Source organism: Shinella sp. G-2 (assembly GCF_050172695.1).
GTDB lineage: Bacteria > Pseudomonadota > Alphaproteobacteria > Rhizobiales > Rhizobiaceae > Shinella.
Map to the genome: position 1 here is coordinate 147,255 of NZ_JBBEYH010000001.1, position 14,093 is coordinate 161,347.

A 14,093-nucleotide genomic window follows, 5' to 3' on the forward strand; every position below is an offset into this window, starting at 1 on the left:
ACCCGAAAGGTCCGCTCAGCCCGAAGCTCGGCTCAGAAGGCGAGGCTGCCGGCCATCAGCGCAAGCACGAGGAAGACGAGGAAGATGAGGAGGGCGATCGCGAAGAGAACCTTGGCGATGGTGGCCGTGGCGGCCGACACGCCGGAGAAGCCGAGGAAGCCGGCGATCAGCGATATGACAAGGAAAATCAGGGCCCATTTCAGCATGGCGATGCCTCCTGTTTGGTTTGGAGGCAAGACGCATGGCGGGCAAAAAAGTTCCGGGACGCGGGGCGCCCCGGAAGGTGGCCGCCTGGGCGGCGGGGAGGATCAGCCGTGATTGATCATGACGTGGCGGACGGCGGTGTAGTCCTCCAGCGCGTAGATGGACATGTCCTTGCCATAGCCCGACTGCTTGACGCCGCCATGGGGCATTTCGGTCGTCAGCATGAAGTGGGTGTTGATCCAGGTGCAGCCGTATTGCAGGCGGGAGGCCGCCTTCATCGCCTTGCCGATATCCTTCGTCCAGACGGAGGAGGCGAGGCCGTAGTCGCTGTCGTTGGCCCAGGTGATGGCCTGATCGGCATCGGAGAAACGGGTGACGGAGACGACCGGGCCGAAGACCTCGCGGCGGACGATCTCGTCGTCCTGCGTCGCGCCGGCGACCACCGTCGGCTGGAAGAAGTAGCCCTCGTCGCTGCCGGTACGCCCGCCCGCGGTGATCTCGATATGCTTCACCTCGGCGGCGCGCTCCACGAAGCTTGCGACGCGGTCGCGCTGCCGCTTCGAGATCAGCGGGCCGATCTCGTTGAGCGTGTCGTCGGGGTCGTTGTACTTGATGGTCGAGACGGCCGCGGAGAGGTCGGCGACCAGCTTTTCGTAGATGCCGTCCTGCGCATAGATGCGGCAGGCGGCGGTGCAGTCCTGGCCGGCATTGTAGTAGCCGAAGGCCCGGATGCCGGCGACGACGGCGTCGAGGTCGGCATCGTCGAAGACGACGACCGGGGCCTTGCCGCCGAGTTCCAGATGGGTGCGCTTGACGGTCTTGGCCGCGGCGGCGAGCACCTTCTTGCCGGTGGCGACGTCGCCGGTGATCGAGACCATGTTGATCTTGGGGTGGTTGATCAGCGCATTGCCGACCGTCTCGCCGCGCCCGAGCACGATATTGACCACGCCTTCCGGCAGGATGTCGGCGAGGAGTTTCGCCATCTTCAGCGCCGTCAGCGGCGTCTGCTCGGAGGGCTTGAAGACGACCGTGTTGCCGCCGGCAATTGCCGGGGCGAGCTTCCAGGCCATCATCATCAGCGGATAGTTCCACGGTGCGATGGAGCCGACGATGCCGACCGGGTCGCGGCGCACCATGGAGGTGAAGCCGGGCAGGTATTCGGCGGCGACGGGGGCGTGCAGCGAACGGATCGCGCCGGCGAAGAAGCGCCAGCAGTCGACGATGGCAGGCAGCTCGTCATTGCGGGCGGCGTTGATCGGCTTGCCGCAATTGAGCGATTCCAGCGCGGCGAAGGCGTCGGCATCCTTCTCGATGGCGTCGGCGATGCGCAGAAGATAGCCGGAGCGTTCGGCGGGCGTGGTCGTCGCCCAGGAGACGAAGGCCTTTTCGGCGGCGTCGACGGCAGCGTCGATCTGCGCGTAGGAGGCTTCCGGCAGATCGACGATCTTGCCGCCGGTCTTCGGGTTCAGGATGTGCTCTTCCGCCTCGGTGCCGGCCTCGAAGCGCGAGCCGATCAGCATCTGGGTGTCCATGATGTTCTCCCTTGTCTCAGATTATTTGCCGCTGCCGGCGACCTGGTCGCCGTCGCGGGTGAGGTAGTAGGCGCCGAGGATCGGCAGGAAGGTGACGAGCACCACGATCATGGCGACGACATTCGTCACCGGCCGCTGGCGCGGGCGCACGAGTTCTTCCAGCATCCAGATCGGCAGGGTCGACTGCTGGCCGGCGGTGAAGGTGGTCACGATCACCTCGTCGAAGGACAGCGCGAAGGCGAGCATGCCGCCGGCGAGCAGCGCGGTGCCGATGTTCGGCAGGATGACGTACCGGAAGGTCTGGAAGCTGTCGGCGCCGAGGTCCATCGAGGCTTCGATCAGCGAGCCGGAGATGCGGCGAAAACGGGCGACGGCATTGTTGTAGACGACCACGACGCAGAAGGTCGCGTGGCCGAGCACGATGGTCCAGAAGGAGAAGGGGATCTCCGCGAAGGAAAAGGCCGAGCGCAGCGCGATGCCGGTGATGATGCCGGGCAGGGCGATGGGCAGGATGACGAGCAGCGAGATCGTCTCGCGGCCGAAGAATTTCGTGCGGGAGACGGCGGCGGCGCAGAGCGTGCCGAGCACGAGGGCGATCGCCGTCGAGATCGACGCGACGCGGACGGAAAGCCCCATCGCCTCCCAGACGTCCGGCCGGTTCCAGGCAACGGCGAGCCATTGCAGCGTGTAGCCCGGTGGCGGGAACTGGTAGCTCTTCTCCTCTGTGGTGAAGGCGTAGAGGAAGATGAGCAGGATCGGCAGGTGCAGGAAGGCAAGGCCGGCGCCGGCAGCGATCTTCAGGCCGAGCGGAGCGGAGGTGTTCTTGTCAGAGCGCATCGAAGGCTCCCTGTCGCTTGGCCATCCAGAGATAGAGGCCCATGATGACGATCGGCACGACGGAGAAGGCGGCGGCGAGCGGGATGTTGCCGGCCGTGCCCTGCTGGGCATAGACCGCCTGGCCGATGAAGAGCCGCGACGAGCCGATGATCTGCGGAATGATGTAGTCGCCGAGCGTCAGCGAGAAGGTGAAGATCGAGCCGGCGATGATGCCGGGCAGGGCCAGCGGAAACAGCACGTGGCGGAAGGTCTGGCCGGGATTGCCGCCGAGATCGGCGGAAGCCTCTATCAGGTTGCCCGGCACGCGCTCCAGCGAGGCCTGGATCGGCAGGATCATGAAGGGCATCCACACATAGATGAAGACGATGAAGGTGCCGGTGTAGCTGATGGAGAGCGACGCGCCGCCGACGACCGGCAGGGCGAGCCAGGCATCGAGCAGCCACAGAAGATGCAGCTTGGCGAAGACCCAGGTAAGGATGCCTTCCTTGGCGAGGATCAGCTTCCAGGCGTAGATTTTCACCAGGTAGCTCGACCAGAGCGGCAGCATGACGCCGAGATAGAAGATGACCTTCCATTTCCCCTTGGCATAACGCGCCGCGTAGTAGGCGATGGGGAAGGCGATGATCGCCGAGGCGAGCGTCACGAGCACGGCCATCAGCACGGTGCGCAGGATGATGTCGAAATTCGACGGGATGAGGAGCTGCCTGTAGGTGGCGAAGGTGAACTCGTAGTTGATCAACCCGGAAAAGTCGTCGATCGAGAAGAAGCTCTGCAGCAGCAGCGCGAACAGCGAGCCGAGATAGATGACGCCGAGCCAGAGCAGCGGCGGCGTCAGCATCAGGAGCAGCAGGATGCCCGGGTTGCGCCAGAAGAAATCCGAGAGCCGCCCGAAGGCGCCCTGCCGGCGCGCGAGGATGGAGGTGTCGGTGACGGTGCTCATTGGGCGCCGTCCATGGTGTGCAGATCCTCGGGCAGGAAGGAGAGGGTGACGCTTTCGCCCTGGGCAGGCACCGCGACGGAGGCCGGCAGCATGGCGGCGACACGCGCGCCGTTCACCTCCACCGTCACGCGGTTCGCCGCGCCGAGGAAGCTTGCCGCCGTCACGCGGCCGGAAAAGTGCTTGCGGCCGGGGCCGTCGCCGAGCGTGATCGCCTCGGGGCGCAGGCTCGCATAGTGTTTTCCGTAGCCGAGACCATCGACGAAGTCCGGCGGCAGCACATTGGAAGAGCCGACGAAATCCGCGACGAACCGCGTCTTCGGCCGCTTGTAGACCTCTTCCGGCGTACCGAGCTGCTGGATCTTGCCGTCGCTGAAGACGGCGATGCGGTCGGCCATCGACAGCGCCTCGCCCTGGTCATGGGTGACGAAGACGAAGGTAATGCCGAGGGATTTCTGCAGCAATTTCAGCTCTTCCTGCATCTGCTCGCGCAGTTTCAGGTCGAGCGCGCCAAGCGGTTCGTCGAGAAGCAGCACGCGCGGGCGGTTGACGAGGGCGCGGGCGAGCGCCACGCGCTGGCGCTGGCCGCCGGAGAGCTGGCCGGGCCGGCGTGCGCCGTAGCCGGGCAGTTTCACCATGGCCAGCGCTTCTTCCGCCGCCTTCAGACGCTCGGCCTTGCCGACGCCCTTGACCATCAGGCCGTAGGCGACGTTCTCGAGGATCGAGAGATGCGGGAAGAGGGCGTAGTCCTGGAACACCGTGTTGACGTTGCGCCGGTAGGGCGGCACGCCCTCGGCCGTCTCGCCGAAGATTTCGATATGGCCGGAGGTCGGCTGCTCGAAGCCGGCCATCAGGCGCAGGCAGGTGGTCTTGCCGGAGCCCGACGGCCCGAGCATGGCGAAGAATTCGCCCTCGGCGATGGCGAGATCCACGCTGTCGACGGCGCGCACGGCGCCGAAATGGCGGGATACTTGCTGGAACAGGACGGCGGTCATGGGGGCTCCCGGTGTGTTGTGGTCCGCCCCTGATCCGCTTGGCCGCAGCCTCTTTCCGCGGTTGGAAAGAGGGAGGCACGAGGCGGCGTTTCCCGCCACGGCCCTTGGCCGGTGAAGCGAAACCTGTCGGGGGCATGGTCCCTCTCCCCGCATGCGGGGAGAGGGTCAGGATAGGGGTATCTTAGCGGCCGCCGATCACGCCGATATAGTCGGAGACCCAGCGGTGATAGGGCACGCATTCGCCCTGGCTTTCGCACTTGGTGACGGGCGTGCGCCAGAAGGCGATCTTTTCGAAGTTGTCGAAGCCGTTGGTCGAGCAACCCGTGTCGGTCAGAAGGGCGTTGCCCTTGCAGGCGGCCGGAACCGAGGGAACGGCGCCGAACCAGGCGGCAGCGTCACCCTGCACCTTGGCGGACAGCGAATGCTCCATCCACATATAGGCGCAGTTCGGATGCTGGCTTTCGGCATGCAGCATGGTCGTATCCGACCAGCCCGTCACGCCTTCCTCCGGGAAGGTCGAGGCGATCGGCTGCTTTTCCGCCTGCATCAGGTTGACCTGGAACGGCCAGGAACCGGAGGCGACGACGCCTTCGTTCTTGAAGTCGTCGATCTGGATCATCGCATCGTGCCAGTAGCGGCCGACCAGCGTGCGCTGGACGCGCAGCAGGTCGAGCGCGGCCTTGTACTGGTCTTCGTTGAGCTCGTAGGGGTTCTTGATGCCGAGTTCCGGCTTGTGCGCCATCAGGTACTGGGCGGCGTCGGCAATGTGGATCGGGCCGTCATAGGCCTGCACGCGGCCCTTGTTGGACTTGCCGTCCGGCAGGGTCATCTCCTCGAAGACCACCTTCCAGCTCTTCGGCGCCTCGCCCTTGAAGGCGTCGGTATTGTACATCAGCACGTTCGGGCCCCAGAGATAAGGCGTGCCGTAGTGAACGCCGTTCACCGTGTGCCAGGGCGCGTTCTGCAGGCGCTCGTCGATGGTCTTCCAGCTCGGGATGAGGTCGGTGTTGATCGGCTGCACGCGCTTGCCGGCAACGAGGCGCAGCGAGGCGTCGCCCGAGGCGGTGACGAGGTCGAAGCCGCCCTCGTTCATCAGGGCGACCATTTCGTCCGAGGTCGCAGCGGTCTTCACCGTTACCTTGCAGCTCGTCTTCTTCTCGAACTCGCTGACCCAGTCGTAGTTCTTGTCGGTCTCGCCGCGTTCGATATAGCCGGCCCAGGCGACGATGGAGACTTCGCCCTCGCCGGCGCCAAGTTCCTTCAGCGGCTCCTGGGCGATGGCGGCAGTGGTGAAGGCGAGCGAAAGGGTAAGCGCGGTGCAGGAATGCAGAAGTCGCTTCATGACAGTCTCCCGTTTTGGTCCGCTTTGAGCGGCATTGTTCCCGAGAGAAAAGGTGCCGCGATTTTGCCGCTTTCGCAAATTCATTAATCAGAATGTCGGTATCGGAAATTCCGAAATCGGGCGGGATCTGCCCGCGACAGGGCAGGATCCTACCGCCCGCGCCCGCTCCGCAGCGCCTCCGCCAGACCCACGAAATCGCGCGCCGCCTGCGGCAGGCCGGAGCCCTTGCGCCAGACCATGCCGACCTGCACCACCGGCAATGCGCCGGAGACATCGCGGCTTTCGATGCGGTCGCCTTCCAGCGACCAGGGTCGGTAGACCAGGTCCGGCAGGAGCGCGATGCCCGCGCCCGTCGCCACCAGGCTGCGCACCGCCTCCACCGAGCGGGTGCGGAAGGCGACATGCGGGCGAGCGCCGAGCGCGCTCAGGAGCTTGCCGGTGTTCTCCTCGATTTCGTCCACCGTCAGCATGATCAGCGGCTCCTTGGCGATGTCGCTGACGGAGATGATGTCGGCCGAGACGAGGGGATGGCCGATGGGTAGCCACAGACGGTAGGGCGAGGTCTCGATGATTTCCGCCTGCAACGCCATGCGGTCGCGCAGGTTCGAGATGACCATGACCGCGACATCCAGCTCGCCGCCGACCAGAAGGTGTTCGAGATAGGAGCCGTTGTCCTCGATGGCGCTGACATCGATGCCGGGAAAGGCGCGGCGATAGCGCGAGAGAAGGTCGGACAGCACATAGCCGGCGACGAGCGAGGTGACGCCGAGATTGAGCTGGCCCTTCTCCGCCGCGCGGTTGTCGGAAAAGGAACGGCGTGCGTCCGAGACATTGGCGAGGATCTTCGTCGCATGGCGCAGGAACTGATGGCCGTTGTGCGTCGTCGTCAGGCCGCGCGGATGGCGCTCGAAGAGTTCGACGCCAAGGTCCGATTCGAGTTCCTTGATGGCCTCGGTGATCGAGGACTGCGAGATCGAGAGGTTCTGCGCCGCGCGCGTAACGGAGCCCTGCTCCGCGACGGCGACGAAATACTGCAATTGCCGGAAAGTGAAAGCCATGCCGGCAGTTAATAGAACGGCGCCACGGGATGCAAGCCACGCAAAAAGAGCGGGAAAAGGCGCGACCGGCGTGTCCGGGGGATGCGCTCCTGCTATGATCGGCGCAAACGACGAGGAGCCGCCATGACCGAACGTCCCATGCCGAGCGAGGAGGGCATTCTGGCCTTCCACAAGCGCTGCGAGGATTTTTATCCTGCCGATGCCGTCGATGCCGACATCGCGCAGCAGCGCGCCTGGTACGATGCGCTCTGCGCAGCCTTCGATGCGCCGCCGCCGGCCGGCATGGTCAAGCAGGACAGCCTTGTCGCCGAACGCATTGCCGTGCGGCGCTATCGTCCGGCCAAGGTGACAACGCAAACCCGGCTCTTCTACATCCATGGCGGCGGCTTCGTCGTCGGCTCGCTGAACAGCCATGACGCGATCTGCGCCGAGATTTCCGAGGCGGCAGGCGCCGAACTCGTCTCGGTCGATTACCGCCTGTCGCCCGAACATGTCTGGCCCGCCGCCTTTGACGATTGCTGGGCGGTGCTGGTCGAGCTTCTTCTGGAAGGCCACCCGGTCGTCCTGATCGGCGACAGCGCGGGCGGCAATCTTGCGGCCGGCCTCGCGCTGAAGGCGCGCGACGAGGGGTTGAAGGGCATTGCCGGGCAGGCGCTCGTCTATCCCGGCCTCGGCGGCGATCTCGTTTCGGGCTCCTATCAGGACATGGCCGAAGCGCCAGGCCTCTCGACCGCCGACATCGCTTATTACCGCGACATCTATGGCGCGCCTGACGATGCGGTGCATGCCTTTCCGCTGCGGGCGGAAAATCTCTCCGCCCTGCCGCCGGCCTTCATCACCGGCGCCTATTTCGATCCGCTGCGCGACGACGCCCGCGCCTATGCGGCGCGCCTCGCGCTGTCGGGCGTGCCGGTCGAGTTCCGCGAGGAAAAGCAGATGATCCATGCCTGGCTGCGCGCCCGGTTCATGAGCGAAGGGGCAAGGGCCGGGTTTGCGGCGCTGTGCGATGCCGTGCGCCGGATGGCCAATCCATGAGCGGCGGCACCGATCTCGACCAGTTGCTGGCGACCATGGAGCCGGCGCTCAGCGAGGCCTGCTTCGTCTATGCGAGCGTGCCCGTTGCGGCGCTTGCCGAGCATCTTTCGCGGGGGCCCATCGGTCTCTTCCGCGAGGAGGAGGGCATCACGCTGATCCTGCCCGCCGAGGCGGCGGATGGGCTTGCCGCCAGCGCGCCGATGCGCCTGATCACGCTGACGGTGCATTCCTCGCTGGAGGCGGTGGGGCTCACGGCGGCCTTCTCGGCGGCGCTCACCGAGGCCGGCATCAGCGCCAATGTGGTTGCCGGTTATTATCACGACCATATATTCGTGCCGGAGCGGGATGCCGACCGGGCGATCGAGGCGCTGCGGGCGCTGTCCCGCGCGGCGCGTGAAAAGGGAGAAACGCGATGAAATTCCAGCAGCTTTCGGCCGCCGTCCTGATGCTTGGCGTTGCGGCGGCGATGCCGTCCGTCTCGGTCGCTGAGGACGCCCCGGCCCCCATCCCGGCCTGCGCGATGTCGGGTGCGAAGAGCGTCTTCATCGGCGGCGCCCCGGCGTTGCGCCTGTCCGACGTGGTGAACTGCCCGCCGGAGCTCTACGAGATCGTGCCGAGCATCATGATCGAAGGCCAGCCCATGGTGAAATTCCGCACCGGCGTCGGCGAGAAGGGCAATTGCACGGCGCGCGGCGAGGAGACGGTGATGGCCGAAGGCGAATCGACCAGCCGCGTTGGCGACGTGGCGTGCACGCAGAACTGAGGTTCGGCCGAGTCCTCTGATCCTTTAGCACTGCTTGTGGAAGGCTGCCGAGGCAGGCGGGATCACGGGGGAACAGCTTCCAAAAAGATACGGGCGGCCGAAGCCGCCCGTTTTCGTCAGTTGCCGGCGCTTTCCATGCGCCTTGTCGTGAGCACCCGTTCCAGCCAGCCGATCTCCATTTCGGGAACGGATTTCAGCAGCAGGTCGGTATAGTCGTCGAAGGGCGGCGAGAGCACCTTCGATTTCGGGCCGAAGCGCACGAGGCGTCCGCGGTGCATCACCGCCACGCTGTCGGCGATGGCGCGCACGATGGCGATGTCGTGGGTGATGAACATGTAGGAGACATGCGTTTCCTCCTGCAGCTTCAGGAGAAGCTTCAGGATGCCCTCGGCCACCAGCGGGTCGAGCGCGGAGGTCGGCTCGTCGCAGAGGATGAGCTCGGGCTTCGCCGCCAGCGCCCGTGCGATGGCGACGCGCTGTTTCTGGCCGCCCGAAAGCTCGGCCGGATAGCGGTCGGCGAAACGGCCGCCCATCTCGATCTGCTCCAGCAGTTCCTTGACCCGCTCCGTCTTCTGCTGGCCGCGCAGGCCATAATAGAAGGTGAGCGGGCGGCCGATGATGTCACGCACCGTCTGGCGCGGGTTCATCGCCGTGTCGGCCATCTGGTAGATCATCTGGATGCGGCGCAGCTCATCATTCGACCGGCCTTTCAGCGCCTTCGGCAGAGCCTTGCCGTCGAAGCTGATCGTGCCTTCCTGCGGCGGCAGCAGGCCGGTGATGACGCGGGCGAGGGTGGATTTGCCCGAGCCCGATTCACCCACCACCGCCAGCGTCTGGCCCTTCGGCAGATGCAGCGAGACGTCCTGCAGCACCTTGAAGCCGTTGGAATAGCCGGCCGTGACGTTCTCCACCTTCAGGAGCGTGTTGCTCTGGTCGGGCGCTTCGTCCCGGCCGGTGCCGCGCACGTTGACGAGGGCGCGGGTATAGTCCTGCGTCGGTGCCTCGATGATCTGCTTGACCGAGCCGTATTCCACCATCTTGCCGTGCCGGAGCACGAGGATGTCGTCCGTGATCTGCGCCACCACGGCAAGGTCGTGGGTGATGTAGAGCGCGGCGGTGTGGGTCTCCTCGATGGCGTGCTTGATGGCGGCGAGCACGTCGATCTGCGTCGTCACGTCGAGCGCCGTCGTCGGTTCGTCGAAGACGATCAGCTCCGGATTGGGGCAGAGCGCCATGGCGGTCATGGCGCGCTGCAACTGGCCGCCCGAGACCTGGTGCGGGTAGCGCTGGCCGAAGGTCTCCGGGTTCGGCAGGCCGAGCACCCTGAAGAGGTAGAGCGCACGCTTTTCCGCTTCCTCACGGCTCATGATGCCGTGTTTCAGCGACGCCTCGATGACCTGTTCGCCCAGCCGGTGGGCGGGGTTGAAGGCCGCGGCCGCCGATTGCGCGACGTAGCAGACCTTCGCGCCGCGCACCTTGCGGATGCCGGCCGGCGAGAGCTTCAGCAGGTCCTCGCCGTTGAGCTTGACCTCGCCGCCGGTGATGCGCACCCCGCCGCGCCCATAGGCGAGCGCGGTGAGGCCGATGGTCGATTTGCCGGCGCCCGATTCACCGATGAGGCCGAGCACCTTGCCCTTCTGCACGTCGAAGTTCACGCCTTCGACGAGCGTCACGGTTTTCGGCGGTTCGCCCGGCGGGTAGCTGGTCGCCTCGATCTTGAGATTGCGGACGGAAAGAAGATCAGGCATCGCCGCGTCCCCCCTTCAGGCTCGAGGTGCGTTTCATCAGCCAGTCGACGACGAGGTTGACGCAGATGGCGAGCCCCGCGATCGCACCGCCCGGAATGAGGGCGGCCGAAATGCCGAAGATGATGCCGTCCTTGTTGTCCTTCACCATGCCGCCCCAGTCCGCCGCGGGCGGCTGGATGCCGAGGCCGAGGAAGGAGAGGGTGGAGAGGAACAGGATCGAGAAGGCGAAGCGCAGGCCGAACTCGGCGAGCAGCGGCGAGAGCGTGTTGGGCAGGATCTCGCGGAAGATGATCCAGCCCGTGCCTTCGCCGCGCAGCCGTGCGGCCTCCACGAATTCCATGACCGCGACGTCGAGCGCGACGGCCCGGCCGATGCGGTAGACGCGGGTCGAATCGAGGATCGCCATGACGAGGATGAGGATCCAGAGCTGCTGCGGCAGCACGGCCAATACGACGAGGGCGAAGATCAGCGTCGGGATCGCCATCATCAGGTCGTTGAAGCGCGAGAAGGCCTGGTCGACCAGCCCGCCCGTCACCGCCGCCGTGAAGGACAGCAGCATGCCGAGCGAGAAGGAGAGCACGGTTGCCGCCAGCGCCACGAAGATCGTGGTGCGGGCGCCGAAGATCAGCCGCGAGAAGAGGTCGCGGCCGAGATTGTCCGTGCCGAGCAGATAGTCGCCGCCCATCGGTTGCCAGACGGCGCCGACGATTTCGCTTTCCCCATGGGGCGCGATGAGGGGTGCGAAGATGGCGCAGAAGATGGCGAGGGCGATGCCCAGGATGCCGATCCAGGCGCTGACGGGAATGCTGGAAAGTCTCATCGCGGATGCCTCAATCTGGGGTTCGCGATGATCGCAAGGATATCGGCGAACATGTTGAGGAAGATGTAGAAGGCGGCGAAGATCAGGCCGCAGGCCTGAACGACGGGCATGTCGCGCACCGTCACGGCGTCGACCATGTACTGGCCCATGCCGGGATAGACGAACACCACCTCCACCACGACGACGCCGACCACGAGATAGGCAAGGTTCAGCGCGATCACGTTGATGACAGGCGCCACGGCGTTGGGCGCCGCGTGCTTGGCGATGATGCGCAGGCCCGACAGGCCTTTCAGCTCCGCCGTCTCGACATAGGCCGACGACATGACGTTGAGGATCGCCGCCCGCGTCATGCGCATCATGTGGGCGAGCACGACGAGGACGAGGGTGGCGGTCGGCAGTGCGATGGCCGACAGCCGCTGGCCGATCGTCATCGAGTCATAGACCGTCGCCGGGAAGGTCGCGACACCCAGTTGCACGGCGAAGAACAGGATCAGCAGGTAACCGACGAAGAACTCCGGAAGCGAGATCGCCGCCAGCGAAATGACGTTGATGATCTTGTCCGGCAACCGGTTTCGGAACTGCACCGCAAGCATGCCGAGACCGACGGCGAGCGGCACGGAGATGATCGCCGCGAAGAAGGCGAGGAACAGCGAATTGCCGAGACGCTTGCCGATCTGCTCGCTGACCGAGTTCTTGGAGGCCCAGGATTTGCCGAAGTCGCCCTGGATCGCGCCGCCGAGCCAGTTGAAGTAGCGGGTGGTCGCCGGCTGGTCGAGACCGAGGTCCTTGCGGATGTTCTCCACCGCCTGGGGCGTTGCCGACTGGCCGAGATAGGTGGTCGCGAAGTCGCCGGGCAGGGCTTCCACGCCCCCGAAAATCATCAGGGAGACGGCGAAGAGCAAGGCCACGCTGAGCGCGAGGCGTTGCAGGATGAGCGCAACCAGGGGGCTGCTCTTGCTGAGTTTCGCCCAGAACGAAGGCGAGGCTTCGATGGCTGGGGTTCCAGTGGACGCAACCGACCCGGCAACGCCGGCAGACTGCGGGCTATCGCCCGCAATCGCCGTTGCTGTCAGCTCCGGACCGTGCGCCGGTCCGCCGCCGGTCATCAGGCGTCGAGCCAGACGCGGGTTGCGACATAGCCGTTCGACATGTCGTTACCGATGTCGTGGACGTAGCCCTTCACCTGCTTGGAGCAGGCGTTCACGAAGTCGTTGAACATCGGCAGGATCAGGCCGCCTTCGTCACGCACCATGGTCGCCATGGTGCGGTACATGTCCTTGCGCTTGGCCTCGTCGAGTTCCGAACGGGCTTCGAGCAGGATCTTGTCGAAGTCCGGGCGCAGGAAGCGGGTGTCGTTCCAGTCGGCCGTCGACAGATAGGCCGTGGAATACATCTGGTCCTGCGTCGGGCGGCCGCCCCAGTAGGAGGTGGAGAAGGGCTGCACGTTCCAGACGTTCGACCAGTAGCCGTCGCCGGGTTCGCGCTTCACCTCGATCTCGATGCCGGCCTTCTTGGCGCTTTCCTGATAGAGAACGGCCGCATCGACCGCGCCCGGGAAGGCGACGTCGGACGTGCGCAGCAGCACCGAGCCGCTGTGGCCGGACTTCTTGTAGTGGAAGGCTGCCTTGTCCGGGTCATAGGCGCGCTGCTCCATGCCTTCCGGGAAGAGGGCATAGGTTTCGTTGATCGGGAAGTCGTTGCCGATCTTGCCGTAACCGCCGAGCACCTTCTCCAGCATGGTCTCGCGGTCCATCGCGTATTTCAGCGCGAGGCGCAGGTCGTTGTTGTCGAAAGGCGCCGTGTTGCAATGCATGATGAACACGTAGTGGCCGCGGCCGGAGGTGGAGAGGATTTCCACCGTCGGTGCACGCTTCAGGAGGTCGACGGTCTTCGGGTCGACGCGGTTGATATAGTGTACCTGGCCGGAGGAGAGGGCGGCGATGCGGGCCGTCGCGTCGTTCATGTTGATGATTTCGACGCTGTCGACGAAGCCGCGGTCCTGGCGCCAGTCGTTCTGGTTGCGCTCGAAGGTGGCGCGAACGCCCGGCTCGAAGCTCGTCATCTTGTAGGGGCCGGTGCCGTTGGCCGAGGACGGATCGTCGTAGCCGCCGTTCGGCTGGATGACGAGATGGTAGTCGGTGAGCAGCAGCGGCAGGTCGGCATTGCCTTCCGTCAGCGTCAGCACGAGGTTGTCGCCGTCGGCCTTGATTTCCTTGATCGACTTCATGACGCCGAGCGCGCCGGATTCCGACTTCTCGTCGGTGTGGCGCTGCAGGGTCTTGATGACGTCCTCGACGGTCAGGTCCTTGCCGTCGTGGAACTTCACGCCCTTGCGGATCTTGAAGGTCCAGGTCGAGGCGTCGGCCGAAGGCTCCCAGGATTCGGCGAGCGCCGGTACCGGCTTGCCGGTCAGCGGCTCGGATTCGACGAGCATGTCGCCCCAGCAGCGGCCGATGCAGAACATCACCTGCGACAGGAACTTCGCCGGGTCGTTGGAGTCCGTCGCCGAACCGCCTTCGAGGCCGAGCTTCAGATGGCCGCCGCGCTTGGGCTCCTGGGCCTTGGCGGCGGTGTCGAACATCGTGCCGGCGACCGCCAGCGTGATGCCGAAGGCGGCGGCGCGGCCCATGAACTCGCGGCGGTTCATCTTGCCGAGCGCGACCTGGCTGGTGAGATATTTGGTGTAATCAGTCATTCCCCTGTTCCCTTTCGCTAGGCCCTTTTTGTGGGCATTTGTCGTTATGATTGGCAGAATTTCTGGTTTTCGCCTCTAAGGCAACCTTACGACCGGCTTTTCTACCGGCAAAGGTTCATATCAGTTC

The 14,093-nt window shown here is 65.3% G+C and carries 14 protein-coding genes; 3 read left to right on the plus strand and 11 right to left on the minus strand.

The genetic code is table 11. The features are described from left to right. Positions 1–32: 32 nt before the first annotated feature. From V8U06_RS00725 to V8U06_RS00755, 7 genes are all read right to left on the minus strand, one after another. Positions 33–206 (minus strand): DUF1328 domain-containing protein, encoded by a 174-nt coding sequence (locus tag V8U06_RS00725; RefSeq protein ID WP_427139077.1) that lies wholly within the window; start codon positions 204–206, stop codon positions 33–35. 102 nt (positions 207–308) lie between these two features. Beyond that, the gene (locus tag V8U06_RS00730; protein ID WP_427139078.1) at positions 309–1,736 is read right to left on the minus strand and encodes a gamma-aminobutyraldehyde dehydrogenase; all 1,428 of its coding nucleotides are present in this window, start codon (positions 1,734–1,736) and stop codon (positions 309–311) included. Between the two features lie 21 nt (positions 1,737–1,757). Further along, positions 1,758–2,573 carry an ABC transporter permease gene (locus V8U06_RS00735; RefSeq protein ID WP_427139079.1) on the minus strand — a complete coding sequence of 272 codons (816 nt, stop codon included), beginning with the start codon at positions 2,571–2,573 and terminating at the stop codon, positions 1,758–1,760. Further along, positions 2,563–3,513, minus strand: a complete 951-nt coding sequence (locus tag V8U06_RS00740; RefSeq protein ID WP_427139080.1) for an ABC transporter permease — start codon at positions 3,511–3,513, stop codon at positions 2,563–2,565. Before V8U06_RS00740 ends, V8U06_RS00735 begins: the two co-directional genes overlap by 11 nt. Beyond that, the gene (locus V8U06_RS00745; protein WP_427139081.1) at positions 3,510–4,505 is read right to left on the minus strand and encodes an ABC transporter ATP-binding protein; all 996 of its coding nucleotides are present in this window, start codon (positions 4,503–4,505) and stop codon (positions 3,510–3,512) included. The genes V8U06_RS00740 and V8U06_RS00745 overlap by 4 nt, the downstream gene beginning before the upstream one ends. Positions 4,506–4,686: 181 nt before the next feature. Next, complete coding sequence (locus V8U06_RS00750) at positions 4,687–5,847, minus strand: ABC transporter substrate-binding protein (RefSeq protein WP_427139082.1); 1,161 nt, start codon at positions 5,845–5,847, stop codon at positions 4,687–4,689. 149 nt (positions 5,848–5,996) lie between these two features. Further along, a complete protein-coding gene (locus V8U06_RS00755) occupies positions 5,997–6,905 on the minus strand; it encodes a LysR family transcriptional regulator (protein WP_427139083.1) in 909 nt (302 codons plus the stop codon). Between the two features lie 123 nt (positions 6,906–7,028). On the opposite strand from V8U06_RS00755, the gene V8U06_RS00760 reads away from it, so the two are divergent. From V8U06_RS00760 to V8U06_RS00770, 3 genes are read left to right on the plus strand one after another with little or no spacing between them, the layout of a single operon-like run. Continuing rightward, positions 7,029–7,940, plus strand: coding sequence for an alpha/beta hydrolase (locus V8U06_RS00760; protein WP_427139084.1), 912 nt, complete (start codon positions 7,029–7,031; stop codon positions 7,938–7,940). After that, entirely contained in the window at positions 7,937–8,356 is a 420-nt protein-coding gene (locus V8U06_RS00765; RefSeq protein ID WP_427139085.1) for an ACT domain-containing protein, read from the plus strand. The genes V8U06_RS00760 and V8U06_RS00765 overlap by 4 nt, the downstream gene beginning before the upstream one ends. Further along, entirely contained in the window at positions 8,353–8,703 is a 351-nt protein-coding gene (locus V8U06_RS00770; protein WP_427139086.1) for a hypothetical protein, read from the plus strand. The genes V8U06_RS00765 and V8U06_RS00770 overlap by 4 nt, the downstream gene beginning before the upstream one ends. A gap of 116 nt (positions 8,704–8,819) precedes the next feature. Here V8U06_RS00770 and V8U06_RS00775 read toward each other — a convergent pair whose 3' ends face one another. Genes V8U06_RS00775 through V8U06_RS00790 form a run of 4 tightly spaced genes read right to left on the minus strand, consistent with a single transcriptional unit; the run spans position 8,820 to position 13,966 of the window. Then, entirely contained in the window at positions 8,820–10,451 is a 1,632-nt protein-coding gene (locus V8U06_RS00775) for an ABC transporter ATP-binding protein (RefSeq protein WP_427139087.1), read from the minus strand. Beyond that, positions 10,444–11,271, minus strand: coding sequence for an ABC transporter permease (locus tag V8U06_RS00780; protein WP_226918436.1), 828 nt, complete (start codon positions 11,269–11,271; stop codon positions 10,444–10,446). Before V8U06_RS00780 ends, V8U06_RS00775 begins: the two co-directional genes overlap by 8 nt. Continuing rightward, complete coding sequence (locus V8U06_RS00785; protein WP_427139088.1) at positions 11,268–12,377, minus strand: ABC transporter permease; 1,110 nt, start codon at positions 12,375–12,377, stop codon at positions 11,268–11,270. Before V8U06_RS00785 ends, V8U06_RS00780 begins: the two co-directional genes overlap by 4 nt. Next, positions 12,377–13,966: an ABC transporter substrate-binding protein gene (locus V8U06_RS00790; RefSeq protein WP_226918438.1), complete on the minus strand. Its 1,590-nt coding sequence runs from the start codon at positions 13,964–13,966 to the stop codon at positions 12,377–12,379. The genes V8U06_RS00785 and V8U06_RS00790 overlap by 1 nt, the downstream gene beginning before the upstream one ends. Between the last annotated feature and the right edge of the window lie 127 nt (positions 13,967–14,093).

Bases quoted from the DNA above. Each gene is read 5' to 3' on its own strand.
- V8U06_RS00725 (WP_427139077.1), bottom strand. From the start codon at position 206: ATGCTGAAATGGGCCCTGATTTTCCTTGTCATATCGCTGATCGCCGGC.
- V8U06_RS00730 (WP_427139078.1), bottom strand. From the start codon at position 1,736: ATGGACACCCAGATGCTGATCGGCTCGCGCTTCGAGGCCGGCACCGAG.
- V8U06_RS00735 (WP_427139079.1), bottom strand. From the start codon at position 2,573: ATGCGCTCTGACAAGAACACCTCCGCTCCGCTCGGCCTGAAGATCGCT.
- V8U06_RS00740 (WP_427139080.1), bottom strand. From the start codon at position 3,513: ATGAGCACCGTCACCGACACCTCCATCCTCGCGCGCCGGCAGGGCGCC.
- V8U06_RS00745 (WP_427139081.1), bottom strand. From the start codon at position 4,505: ATGACCGCCGTCCTGTTCCAGCAAGTATCCCGCCATTTCGGCGCCGTG.
- V8U06_RS00750 (WP_427139082.1), bottom strand. From the start codon at position 5,847: ATGAAGCGACTTCTGCATTCCTGCACCGCGCTTACCCTTTCGCTCGCC.
- V8U06_RS00755 (WP_427139083.1), bottom strand. From the start codon at position 6,905: ATGGCTTTCACTTTCCGGCAATTGCAGTATTTCGTCGCCGTCGCGGAG.
- V8U06_RS00760 (WP_427139084.1), top strand. From the start codon at position 7,029: ATGACCGAACGTCCCATGCCGAGCGAGGAGGGCATTCTGGCCTTCCAC.
- V8U06_RS00765 (WP_427139085.1), top strand. From the start codon at position 7,937: ATGAGCGGCGGCACCGATCTCGACCAGTTGCTGGCGACCATGGAGCCG.
- V8U06_RS00770 (WP_427139086.1), top strand. From the start codon at position 8,353: ATGAAATTCCAGCAGCTTTCGGCCGCCGTCCTGATGCTTGGCGTTGCG.
- V8U06_RS00775 (WP_427139087.1), bottom strand. From the start codon at position 10,451: ATGCCTGATCTTCTTTCCGTCCGCAATCTCAAGATCGAGGCGACCAGC.
- V8U06_RS00780 (WP_226918436.1), bottom strand. From the start codon at position 11,271: ATGAGACTTTCCAGCATTCCCGTCAGCGCCTGGATCGGCATCCTGGGC.
- V8U06_RS00785 (WP_427139088.1), bottom strand. From the start codon at position 12,377: ATGACCGGCGGCGGACCGGCGCACGGTCCGGAGCTGACAGCAACGGCG.
- V8U06_RS00790 (WP_226918438.1), bottom strand. From the start codon at position 13,966: ATGACTGATTACACCAAATATCTCACCAGCCAGGTCGCGCTCGGCAAG.